Genomic DNA, 23,633 nt, shown 5'->3' with positions numbered 1-23,633 from the left:
AGCCTTAAGCGAGATTGCTATTCGATGCTAGAGTTCAATTCATATTTTAGGATGAAGCATAATCTAGGCCATCTTTATAAATTGTTATTTAACAAGTAGTTGGTTTGTTTCTCGTGCCGTTTTTACTGAGTCTAATGGTGATTTTTCGCAGTTTGCATTTTGACTGAGTTGCTTTTTGAAGAAGATGTCGTTGATTGTTTGAAATACGGTTAATGCTGTCATATGTGCTTGGTTTGAGGATATAAGAGAGATTATTGATAATAAACGTGCTCGGCAGGAGGACTCTGGGAGTCTGAACCATAAACTAAGGGGGTATAATACCTGTGGATCCCGACCCATATAAGGATCCCTAATACCTTAGGAATAATAATGGCCCAGACTCCCAAACCGAGCAAAGCTAAACAGGCTGTGAGTACACCGTCGGCTATGGTCTGCCATAGAATGGCTTGGCAGACGACAGGTATCTTGTTTTCCTTTAGATTAGATGTCGCATTAAGCATGCCGAAGGTAAATAATAAATAGCTTGTTGCCATGAGTATCATAGGCGGGATCAAGGTTGGATCCTAATGGAAATATGTTAGATGCAAATCTAATGATCCGCCCCAGCACTTGTGCCGAACTCAGAGAGAACAGGCTGACAATCAGAGAGTACATATATGTTCGATTGCCGCATCTCTATCTTCGAAAATAGTGAACACATGATGTAGCCGTGTGAGTTCAATCAGGGCGCGTACGCCAGCCGAAGGTGAGAGCAATATCACTTCTCCAGAATGTTTCTGGGTGAGTTTATGTGCCGAGATCAGAATAGACAGGCCACTGGAGTCGATATATTCCACCTGATGTAGATCCATCACCAGCTTGGTACTGCCGGTTTCTATTTGACGAGAAATAGCGGCTCTTATTGTTGGCGTCTGAGCCATGATCATCTCTTTAGGTAAGGTGACTAAGCATGCATTTTCGAGGGCCAAGGGAGAGAACTTCATAACTAGCTCCTTAAAAGAATCGTCTTGTTTATCATAGATACATAATAATTTATAAGCACAAGTCGGGCCAATTATTAACTAGTTGATTTAATTGTTTAAAATCTTTACTTGGGTATCTATACGAAAGGCAATCACCTCGTTCCTATTTGATTTGCCTTGCAATTTGCAAAGCTGGAAACCCTTGTTTGTTGTAGGAGCGGCTTTAGCCGCGAGAGAACACATTGTAGGAGCGTGCTTTAGCCGCGATTGATTGAAACAAGCAAAGATTCGGGCCTGAAGACCCTCCTACATCTAAAGACCCTCCTACAGGGAGATTAGCGCAACAGGCTCAACCTGAGGTGAGTGCCTGCGACTGAGCTCTGGAACCTCATCTGATCCATCCAGTTCTGTATGATCCATAAGCCTCTCCCCGAGAGTGAGAAAGGGGAGGGACAATCTACCTGATTGTCTATGGGGGTGTAAGGGGAGTTATCGAGCAGATCTATGATGATGAGCTCTTGATCGCAATGCAGAATGACGACTATCTGTTCCAGACGGCTGTCGGTATGCTCTAAGACGTTGGATAATGCCTCAAGAATGCAGGTTATGACTTTAAATCTCTGTTGGGTCGGCACATTATTTTGTTGCAGAAACTGTTCGAACTCGGCACATAAGAGCTTACTGCTCCAGATTTTTTGCGATAGATTTAATTGTATGCTGTTCATATTGCCTCCAACTGGTCTGGGCTAACGTGTTTATATCGACATATTCGAAGTGGAAATTATCATCATCGAGATATCATCCTGGGGGGAGTTTTGTTGCCAGAGGTCGATGACGTGACTGAGGTGATGCAACAGAGCTTCCGGTGATAGTTGGTGTGCATCTGAGCAGGCCTTGACTAGCCTCTGTTGGCCAAATTCGCCATAGGTGGGGTGTTGGCACTCATATAAACCGTCTGAGTAGAGCATCAGGTGCTGTTCATCGCCTAAGAAGAATGAGTTGTACTGGTATTGAAATTGATTATCGATCCCCAGGGGCAGGCCTGAATCCAGGCTCATTATGGTGGCGCTATCATTAGCGAGCAAGATTGGCTGTGGGTGGCCTGCCATCGTTATTCTCACTTGGCCACTGTCAGTATTGGCTATTCCCAGAATCAAGGTAGCGAATCGCCCGGCATTTTCAGGGTCTTCAAAATCTGCATTAAGCTCAGTCACAATTAACGCAGGATCTAAGCTGTCCCAGTGACAACTCTTACAGCTGAGTCTCTGGGCCAGTGTAAAACTTTGCATCGAGGCTGCGATGCCGTGACCGGTGACATCCAGCAGATAGAAACCCAGATGAGAATCGTCGATGTTAAAGCATTGGAATATGTCGCCAGCCAGATCCTGGGCGGGTTGAAATCGGGTCGCCAGGCGCCATTGATTGGTCAACTTGCTCGAGGTTGGCAGTAACGAACTCTGTAGTCTGGCGGCGCTATCGAGATCTGCTTGAACTTGTGCTAAGTAGGCTTGCTCCTTAGACAGGGCATCGTTGAGAGCCAGATTCTGATCCGTCAGGTGCTGTTGCATCTTGACGATGCGCGCCGCAGCTAACAGCCTCACTTTCAATATGCTAGGTATAAAAGGTTTGCTGAGAAAATCATCGGCACCCGATTCAATGCCTTCTACCATGTGTTTTGCCTGATTGTTGGCGGTTAGCAAGATGATGTAAGGTGGAGATGGGGCCTGCTTGAGTCGTTGGCATAACTGGGGGCCGGTTAAACCTGGCATTCGCCAGTCACTGATCACAATATCGGGCATCTGACTTTGATATAACTCGATTGCTTCCTCAGCGCTAGCGCAGCTCGAGACGTTCATTCCCATGCTCTGCAGTAGATTGACTATAAAGTTGCGCTCGCTCTGAGTATCTTCAACCAGTAGCACTGAAAGTGTGTCTAAGCGAAACTTGACAGCAGCTGTGGACATTCTAAGTGTTGCATTTGAAGTCATAAGCAGGCTCATTACCTTATAGATGTTATCAAAATAAAGGCAATCTTTGTGCCATAGCCTAAGCTTATGACCCTATCTTGTTGTTAGTCTTTATAAAGCATGGTGACTTGTGATTAAGCCTGCTGAGATTTGGCATAGGCTTTGCTCCAGTATCTAGGGTCGTCACTGGTAAGGATACGCATAATGAAAATATCACCATGGTTCAACACGCATCAGCTCTTCTCTATTGCCTTGTTTTTTGGTGGTGTTTTTGCGACGCAAGCATCTGATACAAAACACACAGTTAACCAACCTTCGATTCTCACCTTTGGCGTGGTGCCACAACAAGCCGCTAGCACGCTGGCAAGAAAATGGTCTCCCTTACTGGCAGCCTTGTCGCAAAATGCAAATTTTCAATTGCATTTTGCGACGGCTCCCGACATTCCCACGTTTGAGAAGCGTTTGGCTAAGGGGGTGTATGATATTGCCTATATGAACCCCTATCACTTTACCGTGTTTAATGAATCTCCCGGTTATCAGGCGCTGGTAAAAGAACAAGGTAAAAAAATAACAGGGATTATTGTGGTGCAGAAGCGTGCTAAAGCTCAGTCCCTGTCAGATCTCGATGGCCAGTTATTGGCTTTCCCAGCTCCCGCCGCCTTCGCAGCGAGTGTGCTGCCCAGAGCCAACTTGAAGATAAAGGGCATTAACAATCTGGATCTCATGACTCCGTTTATCTCGCCGTAGCTCAAGGGTTAGTGGCTGGTGGCGGAGGGGTGAAGAGAACCTTTAAAACCATGGATAAAGAGGTGACCAAGCAGCTGCGAGTGCTGTGGGAAACGCCTGGATACACTCCCCATGCCGTGGCGATTCATCCAAGAGTGCCCGTCGGTGTCAGAGAAGAATTAATGATAAAGTTCATTCAATTCTCTGCGATTCAAGCAGGAAGCATGCTACTGCAAGGACTAGGGTTTAACCCTTTCGAAGCCGCTAAGAGCAGTGATTGGAATGATGTGAGAGCGTTAGGAGTAGGGGGGTTTCTCTCAGCCCTTAGAGACCAATGATAAATAATGATGAACCGCTTATTGCTATAGCCTATAGCTTATAGCTTAGAGATAGAGATAAGAGGGAGGTTACTCATGACGTTTAGACTCAAAACGGTATTAGGCATCGCGCTAATTGAGGGCGTACTTTTGATGCTGCTGGTTTATACCAGTGTCGATTATCTCAAGAGTTCCAATCAGGCTGAGATTGAAAAACGTGCGCGTTCAGTGGTGACGTTATTTGCAGCGGCGGCTAAAGATGCGGTTATTAGCACTGATATCTCCACTTTACAGGAGTTGTCCAGCGAGCTACTCGACAGTACTCAGGTCTTATATGTGGCCATTTATGATCGGAATAACTTGCTTGTCAGCGCGGGAGAACCAAGCCTAATTTCGGCTAGCGATCGATCATTCTCCAATGACGAGACGTTAGCTAAAGTGGCTGGTGGCTTTGTCAATATCGAGGATGGTGTGCTCGATGTGAAGGCCGATATTATTGAGTCAGGATTTGTGTTCGGCCGTGTTGAACTGGGGATCAGTATCCATGAGTTCGATCAGTTTTTAGCCAGGGCCACGACGCGTTTTAGTTCTATTGCCGGGTTAGAAATGTTGTTAGTTGCGCTTTTTTCTTGGTTATTGGGCAGTTATTTGACCAAGAACTTGAGTGAGTTGAAACGGGCATCGAAGAGAATACTCCAGGGGGAAACCGGGGTTCAAATTCCGGTGAATAGTCATGATGAGATAGGTCAAACTACTCAGGCATTCAATCGTATGATTGAAAAAATTGAGAAAAATGCTCAGGATCTTGAGAGTGCCAATATTCGCCTCAGTACGATTTTAGAAGCCGCCGTGGATGGCTTTATCATCATAGATACCCAAGGGATCATCGTTCAGGTTAACCCGGCCGTCGGTCACCTTTTTGGTTATGATAACAATGACTTGATTGGCCACAACGTATCCATATTCATGCCGAGTCACGAACGACACATGCAAAATGATTTCCTGATGCGTTTTATTAACTCTAAAAGAGGGGGGTTACAAGGCAAGGGAAGGGAGCTGGTGGCGCAACATAAGAGTGGTAAGCTTTTCCCCATCGACCTGTCCGTCTCTAAGATGTTGATCGATGGCGACGTCATGTTATTGGGTTTAGTGAAAGACTTAAGTGATATAAAACGCAAAGAGGCGGAGGCTAAACGAACCGAGTCGATTCTACTGGCGACACTCGAGGCGAGCCAAGATGCACTCATTACCATAGACATCACCGGGCGTATTCAAGAGTTTAATGAAGCGGCCAGCCAGCTGTTTGGCCATAGTCGTGAACAGGCTCTGGGGGAGATTTTCGAGGAGCTGATTTTTGTCGATATCGAGAGAAAGGCGTTCAAGGAAGAGTTGGAAGTTTTCAGGAAAACCGGTTGTGGTCCAGCCATAAAGAAGAGCGTAGAACTCATGTCCATTCGGGCCGATGGCACTCACTTTCCAGTCGAGATGAAGATGATCCCGGTGCAGCTGGGTGATGAGATCTTACTCACAGCCTTTTTACACGATGTTTCAGAGCGTATGCAGTATGAGACTGAGTTAAAACAGGCTAAGGAGCAGGCTGAATTAGGCAGTAAGGCTAAATCCAGATTCCTTGCCACCATGAGTCATGAAATTCGCTCCCCATTGAATGCCGTGTTAGGTGGCGTCGAGCTAATGCTGGACTCTAAGCTGAATAAAGATCAACGTATCTATGCGCATACGGCTAAAGAGGCCGGTACCGCCCTACTGAGTACCATCAACGATATTTTAGATTTTTCCAAGATTGAAGCGGGACAGATGGTGTTGAAAAATATGAGCTTCTCGCCGGCTAAGATGGTGGCTCAGGTGATGCAGATTTTAGCGCCTAAAGCCAATGAGAAAGGCGTCAACTTAGCGACATTTATTAATCGGAATGTCCCTGCTCTCGTCAAGGGAGATGCACAACGATTGCGTCAGGTACTGCATAACCTCGTCGATAATGCGATTAAATTCTCCAGTGGTGGCTGCATTTCGGTAGAGATGTGGATCCCGGATGGTCATCACCAGGAGGTGCAACTTCATTGTGCCGTCACCGATGAAGGCATAGGCATTAGTCTGTCGGCGCAGAAGAAACTGTTTCAAGAGTTTAGTCAGGTTCATGATCAACATAATACCAATTACACTGGCACCGGATTAGGCTTAGCCATTTGTTCCGAGTTAATCACCATGATGGGGGGGGAGATCGAGCTGAGTAGTCGTCTTGGACATGGCAGTTGTTTCAGATTCAACGTACGCTTACAGCTAGAGGAACAAAGAGGCAGTTTTACCCACATTCCTGCACATGCGAGAGTCTTGCTGGTTCACCCCGATAAGACCTTTTCTCATCTGGTCAGAAAACAGTACAGCCAGTATGGGGTGCAGACCGTCAATGTGAGTCAACTCACGGACATTTTCAAAATAGAAGCGGTGAAAGGTAGGTTTAATCTTATATTGATCGATGATACTAGTTTATCTCAGCTGAGCTTAAATTTATCGAATCAATTTAAGCGAGATTTTCTGTCCGAAGATGGCTTAATTGCCGCCTTGATGTCGGGATTAAGTCCTGAGATGCCTGTGGTTATGGCCGATATCGGCTTAGAGCAAGTGATCAATAAACCCTTGAGTCGAGAGATGTTGCTTGGTTTACTCAGTGGCGAGAGTCTGGATGAATCAGACACCAGAGAGGTCGAGACCTTATTACCTGAGTTAACATTGAGGAATAAACGTCTATTGCTAGCAGAAGACAGCCCGTCAAATCGAGTCATAGCCGGGGCCATGTTAGCGAAATCGGGTTTCGAAGTTGAATTCGCCCATAACGGCAAAGAGGCGGTTAAGATGTCAGCCGAACATGATTACGGCTTGATATTGATGGATATGCGCATGCCTGAGATGGACGGTGTCGAAGCGACGCGAGAGATTTTGCTCGCTCAGCCCGATACCGTGATATTGGCCATGACGGCCAATGTGTCGAAAGAGGATGTAGAGTCTTGCCTCGATGCCGGCATGAAAGACTTTGTCGCGAAACCGGTAAATCAGCTTGAACTAGTGAAGGCGATCAACAAATGGCTTCCCTACTCAGATGTCGTTGAGCTGCAAAGCAAACATACTCTGGCTAAAGAGGAAAATTTTGACAAACCTTGTGAAGCCAGTGTTGAGGAATTAAGCTTGATTAAAGAATCCACCATAGACGATATCATGAATGTGAAAACGGATGGCCCACATGTGACAAATAATGAAACGCTCCTGTTGGACAGATTATTCGACGAGCTAGTGCTGTCTGAGCTGGTCGATGCCCTGGGAGCAGAGTCCATGGAAGGCATGTTCAATGTCTACCTTGAAGAAACCCATGAGCGTTTAGAGAAGTTAGCATCGTTGAAACTGTCGATGAATTTTAACGAGATAGATGATCAGGCTCATACCTTGAAAAGTAGCTCAGGCAGTTTTGGCGCTCATGCCCTTTATGAAGTGGCTAAATGTCTGGAACAAAGTGCCCGAGATAAAGATAAAAATGAGGTCGAGTCTTATATGTTAGAAGTACAAGAGATTGGAGAGCGGACCATAAAAGCCTTCAGGGAGCGCTTTGCCGCTTAGGCTTGGCTCACTAGACTCATCGATAGGAATATGGACAACACCATAAGTCAATAAATTGGTATAGGGAATAGGTAAAGAAAATATGGAAATTAAGCACTCATTTACCGTTTTACTTGTTGAAGACAGCATGTCGTTGGGGGCATTGTATACCGAGTATCTCCGCGGCGAAGGCGCGAAAGTGACCCATGTTAATCATGGGGAAGATGCGTTAACTGAACTGACGATTTGGCAGCCAGATCTGCTGGTGCTGGATATCAAGTTACCCGACATGTCAGGCATGGATATACTGCAGAAAGTTCAATCTCAGTATCCCAATATTACCGTGATTATGATCACCGCCCATGGCAGCATAGATCTCGCCGTCGAATCGATGAAATCTGGTGCTTTCGATTTTATCATTAAGCCATTCGATGCTAAGCGTCTCTCCATCACTGTCCGCAACGCGCTGAAACAGAGGCTGCTGGTTAATCTCGTTGCCAATTATGAGAAAAGCTTACCTAAGGCTAACTACATGGGGTTTATCGGTGAATCTCTCGCGATGCAAACCGTATATAAAACCATAGATTGCGTTGCCAATAGTAAGGCTTCGGTTTTTATCATAGGAGAAAGTGGCACAGGCAAAGAGGTCTGTGCTCAGGCCATCCATCATGCTGGCAAGCGCCGTGATAAACCTTTTATCGCACTTAACTGTGCCTCAATTCCTAAAGATTTGATAGAAAGTGAGATCTTTGGCCATACTAAAGGTGCTTTTACCGGAGCCATTGCTAACCGGGATGGCGCAGCGACTCGTGCACATGGGGGGACGCTGTTTTTAGATGAAGTCTGCGAGATGGAACTTGAGCTGCAAAGCAAGTTTTTACGCTTTATTCAAACGGGGATCTTTCAAAGAGTCGGTGGCACCAAGGAGGAGAAAGTCGATGTGCGTTTTGTCAGTGCGACGAACCGCATCCCTTGGGATGAAGTGAAAGCCGGAAGATTTAGAGAAGATCTATTCTATCGATTGCACGTGATACCTATTGAGTTACCCGCGTTAAGAGTGCGCGGAAAAGATATATTATTACTCGCGCAAAAATTCTTAAAAGAATATAACGCCGAGGAAGGTAAGCCGTTTAAAAGTTTCAGTGGTGGTGTGAAGAAAATACTACAGACTTATCATTGGCCGGGAAATGTCCGCCAACTGCAAAATATAATCAGACAGATGGTGGTGCTTAATTCCGCCGATATTATTGATGAGTCTATGCTACCTTCGTTATTTAAATCAAACTCGGGCAACAGTCTGGCGCAAATTAAGCCCGTTATTTCCATTACCAGGGCTAATCAGGCTTCTTCAATCAATAACCGCGAGTCACTCGCCATGGATGAGCAGGCCAGCAGCAAAAACCTGCCAGCAGCAGACAGAGGAATCGATAACGTTGAGACAATCATACCACTCTGGTTATCAGAGAAACAGACGATTGAGGCGGCCATTGAGCAGTGTGGCGGGAATGTACCTAAAGCCGCAGCCCTGTTAGACATCAGTGCTTCGACGATTTACCGAAAGCGTCAGGGATGGGATGAATTACAAGGGGCGGTTTCTGAAAATTAGGCTAAGTGATTATATCAGCGTAGAATCTTGGGCACTGATATTTTCAATGAAACTGGTATAAGAAGAACCATTATGAAGTACCTTGTTGACACTCACGCCCACACCATCGCTTCTACTCATGCTTATAGTACGATTCATGATTACATTGCTGTGGCGAAAGAGAAAGGTTTGCGGTTATTTGCCATAACCGATCATGGTCCGGATATGGCCGATGCCCCTCATTTCTGGCATTTTGTCAATTTGAGAGTATTGCCCAGAATTCTAGATGGCGTTGGTATTTTAAGAGGCATAGAGGCGAATATTAAAAATGATGCGGGAGATATTGATTACTTTGGAGATTACCTGCAAGAGTTAGATATAGTGCTGGCCGGCTTTCACGAACCCGTTTTTCCCCCTGCAGATAAACAGGCCCACACTCGGGCAATGATCAATGCCATCGAAAGTGGCAATGTGGATATTATTACTCATCCGGGAAACCCGGCTTACCCTATCGATATCACGGCTGTGGCCGCCGCAGCGGCCAGATCTCATGTGGCACTCGAAATCAATAACTCTTCGTTTAAGATGTCCCGCAAAGGCAGTGAGGCTAACTGCGTCGCAATAGCAAAAGCCGTTCGAGATGCCGGTGGCTTGTTAGTGATGGGCTCAGATTCTCATGTCGCTTTTAGTTTAGGCGAGTTCTCACAAGCGCTGGCAATCATAGAGGAAGCGGAATATCCCCAAGAGCGATTATTGAATCGAAGTCCAGAGGCCTTGCTTTCATTTCTCGCTAAGAGAGGGCATAAGACTGTGGATGATTTTGCTGAGCTTTATCAAGAAAAGTCCTAGATTAATTAAGAGCCTAGGAACTAGGTCCTAGGCTCTTCTACAAATTAAAAACTTCTTTCCCAGGCTGCGTAAATCGTGGTATCCCAATCATCACCACCGCTAGTCATATATTCACTATAACCTAAGGTGCCACCGACTTTTAGCGTACCTTCATAGAAGGGTCTGTGATAGCTGGTATCGAACTGAACCATACGTTCATACTCACCAGGTGATACAGAGTTGCCTCCTTCAGGGTTAGATGTATCTGTGCCATCGAAATTGAGTTTTAGCAATCTCAGTTTGTTGGTGATGCTCTGACCGCCACCCAACTGGGTGATGCCACCTATGACCAATGTTCTTGAGTCATTGTCATAGGTGCTACCTAAAGTCTTGCCATAATAACGATAGCCATCTTGGTAGAAACCATGCTCATACATGCAGTTGTAAACCTTGTCATCAAGGCCACAAGAGGCTGCAGTATCTGCATATTCGATGAAGACTCGGGTATTGATATTGGCCAACACCAAGTCAATTCCGCCCATGTTAGACGCGTTGATCAGCTTGTTCTTTTCGTTATGATAATCTTCATGGGTACGCTCATAGTAGATACCGTAGGGGATACCGAAGGCGGTATCTGACCAGCGAAAATCATAGCCGGCGAGCATGTTTTCCTGGCCATTTTCAAGTTCGGCTTCTGTGCCACCCCCATTAGCTAACCCATCCCACCAGTCACTTAAGTTATTGCCATAGCCTTCACCGCCCCATTGCATGGTCCAGGAGAAGCCAACCTCTAATTTTGAGATGGGCCTGAGTGTGCCGCGAGCGCCCCAATGCCTGGCTTCTGGCACGTAACGGTCGCTCTCCATCTGACTGAAGCTGGTGGTGAAGGTCCAGGGGCCAATCCAGTTTAGCCAAGGTGTTTCGAAGGCCTGGCTGTTATTGCGGCTAAAGGTGATGCCTGGCATAGGTCTGGCGTTAGTCGTCTGAATGAGACCCGTATCCCAACCCGGTCCCCAGTACTTTTGCTGGGCACCGACGCTGACAATCCAGTTACCTAACATGACGGCGGCGAAACTCTTGTCTAAACGGGCACTGTTACCATCGATAGGATCGTAATGATAGCTGGCAGAAACTCGGCCACTGAACCAGTCTTTGGTGATTTCGGCATTCACTGTGGTTTCCGCTTTATCTCGGTAGTCATGACCAAAACCTAGAAAGCGGGCATTATCCGTTGCCGCGGCGAGTTTAACTTCGGCATTGAAGCTGTGATGATCTTTTTTATAGGCGGCCATGACACGGTCATAGGCACTGGCCTGCATAGATGATAATTTTTTAACTGCCTTATCCATATCTTGCTTTAGCCCTGCCCACATCAAGGGGTATGTCGTCACTGGCTGCAAAATAATGCCGCTATCGGCGAGCAATTGAATGTCGGCTCTTAGGGCAAGGTCGTCAGGTTCGACCCACCAGGCGGCTTGTGCTGATGCACATGTAAGAAGTAGCAGTGTAGATAATATGTTGAGTTTCATGGTGATCCTTTATGTCATTGACGGGGATTCTAAGTGATTTCAGTACTTCATGACAATATTGAGTAGAATATTAGGGGGGAATTAATTTTTGTATCGCCATGTTTTACATCTGTTTGCTCGGTGTAATGTGTGATTGCAGCTTGTTTTACTCTTGTTAGCAAGATCTTGATAATCAAAGTACGCCGTCCAATGTAGGCATACTTTGATGTGGATTTTATAAACCATAGGCAATGCTATTCGTTTTCTCGCTTTATCAAGTCATTGATGCAGATTTGCAGTATTGCCCGACAAGCGCTGCGAGAGTCGCTGGTGATGCTTAAAAATTAAAGCAATATTTTGCTCCTGTCACCCAAGTTACGTGTTTTAATTGCCGGCGATGGTGCGGATAACATAGGTAAACAGTCCGGTGGCTGGAGCATTACCTGGCAGGGAACCAACAACAGCAACCCTGGAGGCACCTCCATCTATCGCGGTATTGCCGTGGTCTCGGTGTTTTTAACGGGTAGGCCCCTCTGGGTTAATGCTGAGCTCAATGCATCCGATGCGTTTGTGGAGGCTTGGTTGCCGGGCAGCGAAGGTGGTGCACAGGTCCTGTTTTCCAAACTAGATGGAAGCGTGAATTATGCCATGACGGGCAAGTTGTCATATTCATGGCCTGCCACTGCACAGCAGACTAAGGTCAATCGTTTTGATCGTGACTACACTCCCTTGTTTCCCTACGGTTATGGGCTCTGTTAAGGCGCCTTGGCAGTTAATGATTGGTAGCGAGGGAGTAAGGCAGCCCGTTTTGAGCAGCCTGCAGATCAGTGGCAAGAGTTTACTGTCGATCTTGCTTGTTTCACTCAGGCTGGTGTGAATCTTGAGCCGGTGAGGACTGCGTTTTCCTTGTCCAGTGCCGGGAAATTAAGTTTGGTATTTTCAAATATTAGTATTGAGCCTTTAACCGGTGAACACGCGGATGTATCGTGTCATTAAACTGAGGTGACTATCTTTCACTTGTGGGTTAACTTAATCTGCTGAGTATAGATGAGGTCAACTAGTACTTTTCCGATGTACTTTGATGAAAATGTTATTAAATATCTTAGAGGTTTACAGGCAGAGTTATCATGCTTGCAATAAAAGCCGAGCGTGCCGGTCAGGCTAAAATAGTGATAATTAATCAGAGTCGATAGTGGAGTAAGACAGATGTTGCGAATGGGCGTTGATCTTGGTGGAACTAAAATAGAGCTGCTAGCCTTGAATGCTGAGGGGAAAGAGCTGTTTAGGAAACGTTTGCCTACACCTAGGGAATATGAGGCGACACTCGATACCATAGTGAGTCTAGTGGAGGAAGCCGAGACGACATTGGCTATGACGGGAAGTGTCGGTGTTGGCATCCCAGGGGTTATCTCGCCCTTTTCAGGCCTAGTCAAGAATGCCAACTCGACCTGGATTAATGGCAAACCTCTGGATATCGATTTAGGTCATCGTTTGAGTCGTGAAGTCAGGGTTGCTAATGATGCTAACTGTTTCGCTGTCTCTGAAGCCACCGATGGGGCGGGCGCAGGCAAAGGTGTGGTGTTTGGCGTCATCATAGGCACAGGCTGTGGCGGAGGCATCGCCATCAATGGCCGGGTACACAGTGGCGGCAATGGCATAGGTGGTGAGTGGGGCCATAATCCGCTGCCATGGATGTCGAAACAGGAGTTTAACTCCACCTCGTGTTTCTGTGGTAATCATGACTGCATCGAGACCTTTATTTCCGGCACTGGCTTTGTGCGCGATTATAACCAGGCCGGAGGCAATGTGAGCAAAGGCGCTGAGATCATGGCGTTGGTCGATGCCAGTGACGCACTGGCCGTGGCGGCGTTTGAGCGCTACTTAGACAGGTTGGCCAGATCTTTGGCCCATGTGATCAATACCCTAGACCCTGATGTGATCGTGTTGGGGGGTGGCATGTCCAATATCGATGCCATCTATTCTAAATTACCCGAAATATTGGTAAAATATGTGCTTGGCGGCGAGTGTCGCACCCCTGTGGTGCAGAACCTTTATGGTTGCTCATCTGGAGTGCGGGGTGCCGCCTGGCTGTGGGAATAAAGTACCTAAAGCTAAAGAGATAACAACTTATGTTAAACTAGCCTGAAATTAGGTTCACCGGGCTAGCAACATGATGTTTTGGCTTAAAAAAGCAATCTCGCAACTCTTTATGCCAATTCCTTTGGTTGTTCTCTTATTGCTATTTTGCATCCTGATGCTGAGAAACCGTAAACGGGTTCGTTTTGTATTGGCTGTCGCCGTGGTCATTCTGGTCTTTTTGACTAGCTCGGTGGGGAGTAATTTATTGACGGCTTCTCTTGAAAACCAATATAGAGTCAATAACCAAGCCATCGATGCCGGCTGTTTAGTCATGGTGCTCGGCAGTGGCCACGACGATGAGATCCCCGGGGGGGCCGTGCATCAGTTATCGGCCACGGCTTTGGTTAGATTAACCGAAGGGGTGCGCCAGTATCAATTGGGCAAAGATTGTATTCTGATTGTGAGCGGCTGGGGAGGCAGTGCCTCTAAGACCCCTCATGCTAAAATCATGGCTGAAGCTGCCATGCAGCTTGGGATCCCTAAAGATCGAATTATTACTTTCCCATTAGCAAAAGACACCATAGAAGAAGCTCAATATCTTAAATGGGATGTGGGTAGCTATCCATTTAGGCTCGTCACCTCAGCGACTCATATGCCAAGATCTATGGCCATTTTTCAAGGCCAAGGTTTAAGCCCCGAAGCCGCTCCCACAGACTTTATCACCAGACAAGGCTATTGGTGGCAGCTGGATGCCAATAATTTACTCTCTTCTCAGCGCGCCATTCATGAATATGTCGGCAGGCTCTGGCTTACGCTTAAATATGAAAGTGACTAGGGCTGATGTAAAAATTGAAACCCAATAGCAGTAATAGATCTTTTAGGATAACTCTTGGATATTGAATTAGTACAGATAAACACTAAATTTAAACGCAACAGCAGAACCTTGACCTTAGTCGGCGTGATAGCACTGACAATAGGCATAGGCTTGCTTTTGTCCTCTACAGCCATGTTTGCCCCAGGTATGCTTTGCTTCTCATTAGGGGTGATCTCTTTAGTACTTGGGGTGTCCAAAATTCTCGAGCCTGAAATCAGCCTGGAGCTTAACCAAGAAGGGCTTAAGTATCACCACAGACGCGGCAGTATTTTCATCGAGTGGGATAATGTACAGAGGATAGACATTCCCCGCGGACTGAATGGTTTCGACTCGATCCCATTGCCATACATAGGCCTCAAGCTCAAACGCATCAACCCAGTGCTGGATATCATACCCGGTCGACTGGCCATAGGCCTGTTAACCGAGCAGCGACCACTCTTGATGTCTGCGGTCACCCTAGATGAAGACTTAATCGAGTTGGAAGCCTATATGAACTCAGAGTTTACCCCATTAGTGGTTAATGATGAGCGCTACAGAGGTGTGTTGGCTATGTTCGGTCACAGATGTGAAATGTTAAGTAAAAACATGGGGTTTCATATTTATATCCCCGTAGATTGTCTGGACAGACCCGCAGATGAGTTTGTTAAACTGCTCAGAGAATACCGGTTAAAGGTAAGACAGAGCCAAGAATAAACTTGTAGGCAGATACTTGGGACAGCCTCTGCGACAGATACAAAAGTGTACAGATGTAACTCGTACCCTATACGAATTACATCTGGAACGCTCAATTTGCTTGCAGCTCACCGCGAATATCAGCCTCTGGCCCAGTGTGACCGTCTTCGTTTTGTGGGACTGTGTTCAATAAGGCGATATCTTCTCTTACCCGCATACCGATAAACTGGCCGCCCGCAAATATCTCCATAGACTCACAGGCTATCTCACCTTCAACGGTACCTGTGCTGGTGATATTGAGCTTTTTACACTTGAGCTTGCCCTTGAAATTACCCGAGACTTTCAACTCTTCGCAGTTCAGTTCTCCTTCAATATAACCATCAACTTCTATGGTTATTTTTCCCGTTGAACTCAGCTTGCCGTACACTTCACCACCTATGAGTGCCTCTCCGGCAAAGTGACTCTCGCCCGAGAGTTTTGTGCCCTGAGCCACGAAGGTGAGTCCTGTGCTGTTTTTTTTATTTCCGAACATAATGCTCTACAAATAGATCATGATTAAGCTAATAATAACCTTAAACTAACTGTAAACAAACCACTAAATTTTGACACATTCAAATCATTTTTTTGGCTGTGGCTTGTTTGAATCGGCAATAGCAATCGCTCTGTTTATTGGTCAAGGGAAAGAAAATTGATGGCATCGGTGGGGCAGGGGGCAGCGCAGGCGCCGCAGCCGGTGCATAGGTCTGTGTCTATCACAGGTTTAGGTGCCTGGCCTATGGCGGATTTAAAGCCGATGGCGCGCTCATCGCAGGCATCTTTACAGCTTTGGCACCACACCCCTTTATACGCCAGACAGGTCTCCTGTACCACAGCCTTTAATTCCCAGGGGGGGTGTTCGGTATCGAGAAACAAGGGCTCAGGGCAAACTTCGGCACACTTATTACAGAAGGTACACTCGTCATCGGCAAAGTTAATCTCAGGAAAACCACCATCACCCCGGAAAATAATCTGTGTCTCGCAGGCCTGGATGCACTTATCACAGCGGGTGCAGATATCGGTAAACTCGATATCTGTTTTACTCCATGGCGGTCGTATGGCGTTGGACTTTTTTCGACTAAAAAGGCGTCGACGACTCGGATTAATATGATTCATTTGCTACTGCTTTATTAAGTGAAAACTAAGGTCCTAGAACCATCTTATATTCAAGCCTAGAACCTAGGAGCTTAACTTATAGTCTATTGCCCATAGCCATTAGGATTACTCGACTGCCAGTGCCAGCTGCTACTGGCCATATCATCCAGGCTATGAGTCGCTTTCCAGTTAAGTTCGCTCTGGGCTTTATCCGGGTTTGCATAACAAGCGGCAATATCTCCTGAGCGGCGTGGGACAACTTGATACTTGATGGGCTTTCCGCAGGCCTTCTCAAAGGCTTTCACCATGTCGATGACGCTGTAGCCTTGGCCTGTGCCTAAGTTATAGGTTACCAAGCCAGACTGAGTGTTGAGTTTATCTAACGCCCTTAGATGACCGACAGCCAGGTCGACCACATGAATATAGTCGCGAACTCCGGTGCCATCATGGGTGTCATAATCATCACCGAATACGCTGAGTTTATCACGTTTCCCCACGGCTACCTGAGCGATAAACGGCATCAGGTTATTGGGTATATCATTAGGGTCTTCACCTATACGGCCACTCGAGTGGGCGCCTACGGGATTGAAGTAGCGCAGTATGGCGATGTTCCAGCTTGGATCTGAATGATGCAGATCTTGTAATATATGCTCGACCATGAGCTTAGACTGACCGTAGGGGTTAGTTGCACCTGTGGGAAAGTCTTCGGTGATAGGTAGGCTGGCAGGATCGCCGTAAACGGTGGCCGACGAGCTAAAGACGAGATTTTTAACATGGTTAGCCATCATGACTTCGCATAGGACTAAGGTGCCGGTGACATTGTTCTCATAATAGCGTAATGGCTGGGCCACAGACTCACCAACGGCTTTGAGCCCGGCGAAATGGATCACAGAGTGGATTTGATGGTCACTGAACACCTTCTGCAGGAAGGCTTTATTGAGCACGTCACCTTGATAAAATGTGACTGATTTTCCAGTGATCTCTTCTACTCTATGTAAGGCTTCGATACTTGAGTTAACTAAGTTGTCGACGATAACCACGTCTTGTCCCGCATTTAACAGTTCTACCACTGTATGGCTACCGATGTAACCCGCGCCACCTGTGACTAATATGCTCATGACTGCTTTTCCTCGTTTAACTCTGAAACTAGATTGATTAGGTATTGTTTGAAATCTTGGCCTATCTCTTTATGGCGCAGGGCATGTTCTATGTTGGCCTGCATATATCCCAGCTTGTTGCCGCAATCGTGGCTCTTTCCCTTCATGTAATAGGCATTGACCGTCTGCTTTTTCATCATCATGGCGATGGCATCGGTGAGCTGAATCTCATCTCCCGCCCCTGCTGGAGTCTTAGCCAGTAATGGCCAAATATCTGCGGGGAGGATATAACGCCCGACGACAGCGAGATTTGATGGAGCCTCATCTATGCTGGGTTTCTCTACCAGCTGAGCTAAAGGCGCCGAATCACCAGGTGTTAACTGATGGCCATTGACGTCGGCGATACCATATTGATTGACTCGCTCTAAGGGCACGCCTTCAACCATGATCTGGCCGATATTGGTTGAATTAAATAACCGCACCATTTCAGCCAAGTTATCTTGGCTGAGGTCGCAGCTGGCTTCATCGACGATAACATCGGGCAGTAGTACGGCAAAGGGCTCATCTCCTATCACAGGCTTAGCGCACAAAATAGCATGGCCTAACCCTTTCGCCTGGGCTTGCCTGACACTGATCACAGTTACACCGGTTGGACAGATGGACTGCACTTCGGTTAATAGTTGACGTTTTACTCGTCTTTCTAGCTGGGCCTCGAGTTCGAAACTGGTATCGAAATGGTTTTCAATCGGATTCTTACTGGCATGGGTAACCAGGACGATTTCATTGATACCTGCGGCGATGGCTTCATTGACAACATATTGAATTAGCGGCTTATCGACGACGGGCAGCATCTCTTTTGGAATGGCCTTAGTCGCTGGAAGCATCCTTGTTCCTAGTCCCGCAACCGGGATCACAGCTTTACGTATTTGCGCTTGTTTCATTTTTATCCTTTGCTTCGTTGTCTCGGTTGCAAAACCAGCTTAACGTGCTGAGTTTAGTCGCTTATCACTATACCATTCCATATAAGTATCTGGTTAGTTCAGAGACTCTCAGTTTTTTCAATTCAAGGCGCATTGATGACGAAATGGTTATTCCCTTTTAAGTCAATGCAACACAGAAGTGGAAACGCTGAGAGCCTCACGCAGTGCGGCTGATGTTTAAAGAAAAGGGCAAAGCCCTTTATGCTACGTTGAATGTTCTCGATATAGAATAACTATTAGCTTCAAACATTCGCCTTGCCTACAGTGCTTTGAACTCCCGCTGAATGAGTAGATACTTACTCGGAATGGTAATTAGTCAGTGATAATTACAGCCTCATTGCTCTATTTTAATAAACTGACAAGGAAAAGCCATATTATTATCCTACTTAGGAGTAAAAGTGCATTTCTATAATACCCTGTAAAGTTAAAGGTACAGGTTAATACCATTAGTTCTAGTAGGTTATGATACCCATCACTTAGGATGTAACAAAAAGATTACAAAATTGGTGTGGATTTAGGCAAACAATAAACTGTGAGGGAGTTAACAAAAAAGCTCGATTGATCGAGTATGAATAAGGGAACCATAATGAGTAATATAAAAAGACATGAGTAAAAATACACAGTATGTGGCTCGATTACCTGATGCAGATGGCCACATAGATTACCCTCAAGCAGAACATGATATCTGGCAAGCCTTGTATTCGAGACAGCTGGGGAATTTATCTGCATACGCCTGTAACGAGTATCAACAAGGTCTGATCGATCTGTGCTTATCGGACAGTAATATTCCACAGCTTAAGGATATCGATAAGGTGTTGTTGGATTTGACGGGCTGGAAAACCGCCGCAGTGCCCGCATTGATCTCTTTCGAGCGCTTCTTTGAGCTACTGGCTAATCGGGAGTTTCCTGTTGCCACTTTTATCCGCAGTAAAGATGAATTTGATTATTTAAGAGAACCTGATATTTTCCATGAGATTTTTGGTCATTGTCCTCTGCTAACTAACGAGTCGTTCGCCAAGTTTTCACATGCCTATGGCAACTTGGGTCTGTCGGCCAGCAAGGAGGACAGGGTATTACTGGCTCGTTTGTACTGGTTTACCGTCGAGTTCGGCCTGATCCGCAATCGAGAGAATGCCTTGTCAATCTATGGCGGTGGTATATTGAGTTCACCGGGGGAAACCTTATATGCGATGGGGGGGGAGCCACAGATTAAACCTTTTAACCTCGTCGATGTGTTAAGAACACCTTATCGTATCGATATCATGCAGCCTGTCTATTACGCCATAGAGGGCTTATCGTTTCTCGATGAAATCGTTGCGATGGATATCATGGGAGCCGTAGCAGAAGCTAAACAGCTAGGCATGTTTGCCCCCCTGTATCAGCCGAAATCTAAAGCCAGCTAAGTAATACCAGTTCCATTTCTAAGTGTCACCTTTGTCACTTAGTTTAAGATCATTAAATAAGAAGGAAGAATAATGTCCAAGTTATCGGAAATGAAATGTGAAGCGTGTCAGGCCGACGCACCTAAAGTCTCTGACGGTGAACTCGCGGATCTGATAAGAATGATCCCCGATTGGGGAGTCGAAGTGCGTGATGGCGTGATGCAGTTAGAGCGCGTCTACAAGTTCAAAAACTTTAAACTTGCCATGGTATTCACCAATGCGCTGGCAGAACTGGCCGAGGCTGAATTTCATCATCCGGGGATCTTAACCGAGTGGGGCAAGGTCACTGTGACCTGGTGGTCTCATTCCATTAAGGGGCTGCATAAGAACGATTTCATCATGGCGGCCAAGACCGACCAGTTATTAACTTAATGTTTATTCATGTAAAACCAGCAGGTTAGACTATATAGCTTGCTCGTTTTTTTCAAAGCGGTTCCTCGTGCTGTAAACAAGACTTGCCACATTTATTATAACCTTCTAACGTATAAGCATTTGATGAATTGCTGAAAGTCGAGTTTCATATTTGAAATAGACGGCTTTTTATTTGTGAGTTATCCCAATAACAATATTATTAATAAAGGGAAATTTGACAGTATGCGCCTTGAAGTATGTTGTTTGGACCGGGTCGGTCTGGCCAAAGATATTTTGATGATTTTAGAAGGTTATGGCATCAATCTTATCGCGATAGATGCCAGTAACCAAGGTTTCCTCTATCTGCAGTTCGCCGAAGTCAATTTCGATGTGCTCAGTGAATTATTGCCGCTGATCAGGAAAGTGGCAGGGGTGCATGATGTCCGCACCGTGTCCTTTATGCCATCGGAGCAGGAACATTACGCCTTAAAAACTTTGCTCAAAACTCTACCCGATTCTGTGTTTTCACTGGATGTGAAAGGCCGGGTGCGGATCGTGAATGAATCTGCACTCATGACGGTGGGTATGGCAGAACATGAAATAATAGATGAACCGCTCAATCACTGGGTTCAGGGGTTTAACTTTAGTCGTTGGCTCAGTGAGGGCTTAGTGCTGGCGCAGGCGACTCGAGTCAGCATAGGACAAAATGAATATCTAGCCGAGATGCTACCCATCTATCTGCCCGATGAGAATGAGAAAAGCATACTCGCAGGCGCCGTAGTCTCGTTGAAATCGCCGGCGCGAGTGGGTAAGCAGTTCAATGCTCTCCAGAGTCAAACTGTGGGTTTCGAAAACGTGCTTGTGACCAGTGACAAGATGAAAGAGGTGCTGGTTCAAGCACGTCGTATAGCGCAACTCGATGCCCCCTTGTTGATCACCGGCGAGACTGGGACGGGTAAGGAGCTGATGGCCAGAGCATGTCACGATGCCAGTATGAGTAGAGAGCATCCTTTTATTGCCATCAACTGCGCGGCCCTGCCGGACAGTGCCGCCGAAGAGGAGTTGTTTGGCTTCGTCAGTAACGGCACTGTGGTGAAGAGAGGTTTCTTCGAGGAGGGCAAGGGCGGTACTGTTTTTCTCGATGAGATTGCCGAGATGTCTAAATCGGCACAGGTTAAACTGCTACGCTTACTTCAGGACGGAACCTTCAGACGGTTAGGCGGAGACAATGAGGTGAGGGCCGATGTCAGGATCATCTGTTCGACTCAGAAGAATCTGGCTGAGTTATGTCAGACCGGCGAGTTCAGAGAAGATCTGTTTTATCGAATCCATGTATTGAGTTTTCACATGCCTTCACTGCGTGAGCGCAAGGTCGATGTGATCCCGCTGACGGAGATGTTTCTCGAGCATTATAGCCAACAACTGTCTATTCCAATCAGGCGTATTTCGGCTCAATGCCGGGAGCTCTTACTCAACTATGCCTGGCCGGGGAATGTGCGTCAGCTTAAGAATGCCATCTTCAGGGCAGTGTCTATGTGGGATGGATCTGCCGAGTTATCGGTGGAGCACCTGAAATTGCCTTCCTATGCGGAAGGGTTTGGTTATTTTGACCATGAATTTGAGGGCAGCTTAGATCAGGCGATGAAACAATTTGAATCCAGCCTGCTAAGACGACTCTACCCAGCATACCCAAGCACGCGTCAGCTGGCTAAGAAGTTGGGGGTTTCACACACGGCTATCGCCAATAAACTCAGAGAGTATAAGATCAGCAAGCAAAAATAGATGTAACAGATTATTGCCACTCAGTGACGGTTTTTTCAGCATGTTTTCGGTGAAAAGCCCCTATTTTAGCTGAGAAGAGCGAGTGTAATTATATCTTTACGGAATAGGGGCTTATTGGGGCTCATGTGATTTAGGTCACGCTATTCCTATCTGGCTATGCTTAGGGTACTTATACCATTCCGAGTAAGTATCTACTCATTCAGCGGGAGTTCAAAGCACTGTAGGCAAGGCGAATGTTTGAAGCTAATAGTTATTCTCGGCAACAAGCTCCTGCGTTGCTCTCGATAATTGCTCCGGCATTATTCTACCTTCACCCGTCCATGGGCTCGTACCTCCTGCATCTGACCTCCATGGAAGGAGGAAATGTCTTATTTTGTATGGAACAAAATAGACCATGCAGTCGTATATCGAGAACATTCAACGTAAGCATAAAGGGCTTTGCCCTTTGCTTTAAACATCAGCCGCACTGCGTGAGGCTCTCAGTGTTTCCACTTCGGTGTTGCATTGACTTAAAAGGGAATAACCATTCCCTCATCAATGCGCCTTGAATTGAAAAAGCTGAGAGTCTCTGAACTGACCAGATACTTATATGGAATGGTATATACAGTCATTATTGTAATAGACATGATACTCGACTGAGATCAGAACTCAGTCGGGTGCAGATTTAGGATAGGAGCGGGTATGAAGTTAGCCAGTTATAACAATGGTCGTCGTGATGGCCAGTTGATGTTAGTGAGTAAAGATCTTTCTAAAACTGTGGCTGTGCCTGCAATTGCTCATACGATGCAGCAGCTAATCGATACCTGGGAGCTACTGCAGCCACAACTGCAAGAGCTGTATGAAGCGTTAAACGATGGCCTGATCGATAATGCCGTCGATTTCGATGAAGCCAAATGTTTATCCCCTCTACCCCGTGCTTTTCAATGGGCCGATGGCAGTGCCTATGTTAATCACGTCGAGCTGGTACGTAAGGCTCGTGGCGCCGAGATGCCAGAGACATTCTGGACCAATCCTTTGGTCTATCAAGGCGGCTCAGATTGCTTTATCGCGCCTAAAGCCGATATTCCATTGGCGAGTGAAGAGTGGGGCATAGATTTCGAGTCCGAAATTGCCGTTATTACCGATGATGTACCTATGGGGGTATCTGCAGATTCTGCCCAGAAGCATATCAAGTTGCTGATGTTAGTGAATGATGTGTCTCTGCGTAACTTGATCCCGGGTGAATTGGCTAAGGGCTTCGGCTTCTTCCAGGCCAAGCCATCGAGCAGCTTCTCTCCTGTGGCGGTGACGCCTGATGAGCTGGGTGCTCGCTGGGAAGACTCGAAAGTGCATCTGCCACTTATCACATATTTCAACAATGAGCTGTTCGGTCGCCCTAATGCCGGCGTCGACATGACATTCAACTTTAGTCAGTTGGTGTCACATGTTGCCATGACCAGACCCTTAGGCGCTGGTGCCATCATAGGTTCGGGTACCATCTCAAACTATGATCGTTCGGCGGGTTCCAGCTGTTTGGCCGAGACGCGCATGCTAGAAACGATTGCCGATGGTAAACCATCGACCCCATTTATGAAGTTTGGCGATCGGGTGCGTATCGAGATGCTCGATGATAATGAGCAGACTATTTTTGGTTCAATCGATCAGCAAGTCGTCGAGTATAAAGGTTAACTTTTACAATATGTGATAGAGCGGGGCTAATTCAATTGGATTAGCCCCGTTTTTGTAA

The 23,633-nt window shown here is 46.4% G+C and carries 19 protein-coding genes and 3 pseudogenes; 13 read left to right on the top strand and 9 right to left on the bottom strand.

Annotated features, from left to right (window positions below; genetic code table 11):
* Positions 1-251: 251 nt before the first annotated feature.
* The 4 genes from KT99_RS06180 to KT99_RS06165 all read right to left on the bottom strand — a co-directional run bounded on the left by KT99_RS06180 (position 252) and on the right by KT99_RS06165 (position 2,926).
* Positions 252-533, bottom strand: coding sequence for a hypothetical protein (locus KT99_RS06180; RefSeq protein WP_198401998.1), 282 nt, complete (start codon positions 531-533; stop codon positions 252-254).
* A gap of 108 nt (positions 534-641) precedes the next feature.
* On the bottom strand, positions 642-983 hold the full coding sequence (locus tag KT99_RS06175; protein WP_005498078.1) for an STAS domain-containing protein: 342 nt from the start codon (positions 981-983) through the stop codon (positions 642-644).
* A 314-nt stretch (positions 984-1,297) separates the two neighbouring features.
* Entirely contained in the window at positions 1,298-1,687 is a 390-nt protein-coding gene (locus KT99_RS06170) for an ATP-binding protein (RefSeq protein WP_005498076.1), read from the bottom strand.
* A 30-nt stretch (positions 1,688-1,717) separates the two neighbouring features.
* Positions 1,718-2,926 (bottom strand): SpoIIE family protein phosphatase, encoded by a 1,209-nt coding sequence (locus KT99_RS06165; protein WP_005498074.1) that lies wholly within the window; start codon positions 2,924-2,926, stop codon positions 1,718-1,720.
* Positions 2,927-3,133: 207 nt separating this feature from the next.
* Between KT99_RS06165 and KT99_RS06160 the strand changes: the two are divergent.
* The 4 genes and pseudogenes from KT99_RS06160 (at position 3,134) to KT99_RS06145 (ending at position 10,012) form a co-directional block, all read left to right on the top strand.
* Positions 3,134-3,993 (top strand): annotated as a pseudogene (locus KT99_RS06160) (phosphate/phosphite/phosphonate ABC transporter substrate-binding protein).
* A gap of 75 nt (positions 3,994-4,068) precedes the next feature.
* Positions 4,069-7,599 carry a PAS domain S-box protein gene (locus KT99_RS06155; RefSeq protein ID WP_005498066.1) on the top strand — a complete coding sequence of 1,177 codons (3,531 nt, stop codon included), beginning with the start codon at positions 4,069-4,071 and terminating at the stop codon, positions 7,597-7,599.
* A gap of 82 nt (positions 7,600-7,681) precedes the next feature.
* The gene (locus KT99_RS06150; RefSeq protein ID WP_005498063.1) at positions 7,682-9,184 is read left to right on the top strand and encodes a sigma-54-dependent transcriptional regulator; all 1,503 of its coding nucleotides are present in this window, start codon (positions 7,682-7,684) and stop codon (positions 9,182-9,184) included.
* A 72-nt stretch (positions 9,185-9,256) separates the two neighbouring features.
* Positions 9,257-10,012 carry a phosphatase gene (locus KT99_RS06145; protein WP_005498061.1) on the top strand — a complete coding sequence of 252 codons (756 nt, stop codon included), beginning with the start codon at positions 9,257-9,259 and terminating at the stop codon, positions 10,010-10,012.
* Between the two features lie 44 nt (positions 10,013-10,056).
* On the opposite strand, the gene KT99_RS06140 is transcribed toward KT99_RS06145, so the two are convergent.
* Positions 10,057-11,520: a capsule assembly Wzi family protein gene (locus KT99_RS06140; RefSeq protein WP_005498059.1), complete on the bottom strand. Its 1,464-nt coding sequence runs from the start codon at positions 11,518-11,520 to the stop codon at positions 10,057-10,059.
* Positions 11,521-11,799: 279 nt separating this feature from the next.
* Between KT99_RS06140 and KT99_RS23380 the strand changes: the two are divergent.
* The 5 genes and pseudogenes from KT99_RS23380 to KT99_RS06120 all read left to right on the top strand — a co-directional run.
* Positions 11,800-12,252 (top strand): annotated as a pseudogene (locus tag KT99_RS23380) (glycoside hydrolase family 3 C-terminal domain-containing protein); the annotation flags it as partial.
* Positions 12,253-12,324: 72 nt separating this feature from the next.
* Positions 12,325-12,495 (top strand): annotated as a pseudogene (locus KT99_RS23375) (putative glycoside hydrolase); the annotation flags it as partial.
* Positions 12,496-12,705: 210 nt separating this feature from the next.
* A complete protein-coding gene (gene mak, locus KT99_RS06130) occupies positions 12,706-13,599 on the top strand; it encodes a fructokinase (protein WP_040571658.1) in 894 nt (297 codons plus the stop codon).
* 70 nt (positions 13,600-13,669) lie between these two features.
* The gene (locus tag KT99_RS06125; RefSeq protein ID WP_005498053.1) at positions 13,670-14,413 is read left to right on the top strand and encodes a YdcF family protein; all 744 of its coding nucleotides are present in this window, start codon (positions 13,670-13,672) and stop codon (positions 14,411-14,413) included.
* Between the two features lie 54 nt (positions 14,414-14,467).
* The gene (locus KT99_RS06120) at positions 14,468-15,145 is read left to right on the top strand and encodes a DUF2982 domain-containing protein (RefSeq protein ID WP_005498051.1); all 678 of its coding nucleotides are present in this window, start codon (positions 14,468-14,470) and stop codon (positions 15,143-15,145) included.
* Positions 15,146-15,236: 91 nt separating this feature from the next.
* Here KT99_RS06120 and KT99_RS06115 read toward each other — a convergent pair whose 3' ends face one another.
* The 4 genes from KT99_RS06115 to galU all read right to left on the bottom strand — a co-directional run bounded on the left by KT99_RS06115 (position 15,237) and on the right by galU (position 18,293).
* Entirely contained in the window at positions 15,237-15,656 is a 420-nt protein-coding gene (locus KT99_RS06115) for a bactofilin family protein (RefSeq protein WP_005498049.1), read from the bottom strand.
* A 134-nt stretch (positions 15,657-15,790) separates the two neighbouring features.
* The gene (gene napF / locus KT99_RS06110; RefSeq protein ID WP_005498047.1) at positions 15,791-16,276 is read right to left on the bottom strand and encodes a ferredoxin-type protein NapF; all 486 of its coding nucleotides are present in this window, start codon (positions 16,274-16,276) and stop codon (positions 15,791-15,793) included.
* 83 nt (positions 16,277-16,359) lie between these two features.
* Entirely contained in the window at positions 16,360-17,373 is a 1,014-nt protein-coding gene (gene galE / locus KT99_RS06105) for a UDP-glucose 4-epimerase GalE (RefSeq protein WP_005498044.1), read from the bottom strand.
* Positions 17,370-18,293 (bottom strand): UTP--glucose-1-phosphate uridylyltransferase GalU, encoded by a 924-nt coding sequence (gene galU, locus KT99_RS06100; RefSeq protein WP_005498043.1) that lies wholly within the window; start codon positions 18,291-18,293, stop codon positions 17,370-17,372. The genes galE and galU overlap by 4 nt, the downstream gene beginning before the upstream one ends.
* A 644-nt stretch (positions 18,294-18,937) precedes the next feature.
* Here galU and phhA point away from each other — a divergent pair.
* The 4 genes from phhA to KT99_RS06080 all read left to right on the top strand — a co-directional run bounded on the left by phhA (position 18,938) and on the right by KT99_RS06080 (position 23,575).
* Positions 18,938-19,735, top strand: coding sequence for a phenylalanine 4-monooxygenase (gene phhA, locus KT99_RS06095; RefSeq protein WP_005498041.1), 798 nt, complete (start codon positions 18,938-18,940; stop codon positions 19,733-19,735).
* A gap of 72 nt (positions 19,736-19,807) precedes the next feature.
* Complete coding sequence (locus KT99_RS06090) at positions 19,808-20,146, top strand: 4a-hydroxytetrahydrobiopterin dehydratase (RefSeq protein ID WP_005498039.1); 339 nt, start codon at positions 19,808-19,810, stop codon at positions 20,144-20,146.
* A 222-nt stretch (positions 20,147-20,368) separates the two neighbouring features.
* Complete coding sequence (gene tyrR, locus KT99_RS06085) at positions 20,369-21,907, top strand: transcriptional regulator TyrR (protein ID WP_005498038.1); 1,539 nt, start codon at positions 20,369-20,371, stop codon at positions 21,905-21,907.
* Positions 21,908-22,588: 681 nt separating this feature from the next.
* Positions 22,589-23,575 (top strand): fumarylacetoacetate hydrolase family protein, encoded by a 987-nt coding sequence (locus KT99_RS06080; protein ID WP_005498037.1) that lies wholly within the window; start codon positions 22,589-22,591, stop codon positions 23,573-23,575.
* Positions 23,576-23,633 lie beyond the last annotated feature (58 nt).

Source organism: Shewanella benthica KT99, assembly GCF_000172075.1.
GTDB classification, from domain to species: Bacteria; Pseudomonadota; Gammaproteobacteria; order Enterobacterales; family Shewanellaceae; genus Shewanella; species Shewanella benthica_A.
This window is presented reverse-complemented; position numbering and strand designations above follow the sequence as displayed.

What these genes read in the sequence shown, in the direction of transcription:
- KT99_RS06180 (WP_198401998.1), bottom strand. Translation starts at nt 533, where the DNA reads ATGGCAACAAGCTATTTATTATTTACCTTCGGCATGCTTAATGCGACA.
- KT99_RS06175 (WP_005498078.1), bottom strand. Translation starts at nt 983, where the DNA reads ATGAAGTTCTCTCCCTTGGCCCTCGAAAATGCATGCTTAGTCACCTTA.
- KT99_RS06170 (WP_005498076.1), bottom strand. Translation starts at nt 1,687, where the DNA reads ATGAACAGCATACAATTAAATCTATCGCAAAAAATCTGGAGCAGTAAG.
- KT99_RS06165 (WP_005498074.1), bottom strand. Translation starts at nt 2,926, where the DNA reads ATGTCCACAGCTGCTGTCAAGTTTCGCTTAGACACACTTTCAGTGCTA.
- KT99_RS06155 (WP_005498066.1), top strand. Translation starts at nt 4,069, where the DNA reads ATGACGTTTAGACTCAAAACGGTATTAGGCATCGCGCTAATTGAGGGC.
- KT99_RS06150 (WP_005498063.1), top strand. Translation starts at nt 7,682, where the DNA reads ATGGAAATTAAGCACTCATTTACCGTTTTACTTGTTGAAGACAGCATG.
- KT99_RS06145 (WP_005498061.1), top strand. Translation starts at nt 9,257, where the DNA reads ATGAAGTACCTTGTTGACACTCACGCCCACACCATCGCTTCTACTCAT.
- KT99_RS06140 (WP_005498059.1), bottom strand. Translation starts at nt 11,520, where the DNA reads ATGAAACTCAACATATTATCTACACTGCTACTTCTTACATGTGCATCA.
- mak (WP_040571658.1), top strand. Translation starts at nt 12,706, where the DNA reads ATGTTGCGAATGGGCGTTGATCTTGGTGGAACTAAAATAGAGCTGCTA.
- KT99_RS06125 (WP_005498053.1), top strand. Translation starts at nt 13,670, where the DNA reads ATGATGTTTTGGCTTAAAAAAGCAATCTCGCAACTCTTTATGCCAATT.
- KT99_RS06115 (WP_005498049.1), bottom strand. Translation starts at nt 15,656, where the DNA reads ATGTTCGGAAATAAAAAAAACAGCACAGGACTCACCTTCGTGGCTCAG.
- napF (WP_005498047.1), bottom strand. Translation starts at nt 16,276, where the DNA reads ATGAATCATATTAATCCGAGTCGTCGACGCCTTTTTAGTCGAAAAAAG.
- galE (WP_005498044.1), bottom strand. Translation starts at nt 17,373, where the DNA reads ATGAGCATATTAGTCACAGGTGGCGCGGGTTACATCGGTAGCCATACA.
- galU (WP_005498043.1), bottom strand. Translation starts at nt 18,293, where the DNA reads ATGAAACAAGCGCAAATACGTAAAGCTGTGATCCCGGTTGCGGGACTA.
- phhA (WP_005498041.1), top strand. Translation starts at nt 18,938, where the DNA reads ATGAGTAAAAATACACAGTATGTGGCTCGATTACCTGATGCAGATGGC.
- KT99_RS06090 (WP_005498039.1), top strand. Translation starts at nt 19,808, where the DNA reads ATGTCCAAGTTATCGGAAATGAAATGTGAAGCGTGTCAGGCCGACGCA.
- tyrR (WP_005498038.1), top strand. Translation starts at nt 20,369, where the DNA reads ATGCGCCTTGAAGTATGTTGTTTGGACCGGGTCGGTCTGGCCAAAGAT.
- KT99_RS06080 (WP_005498037.1), top strand. Translation starts at nt 22,589, where the DNA reads ATGAAGTTAGCCAGTTATAACAATGGTCGTCGTGATGGCCAGTTGATG.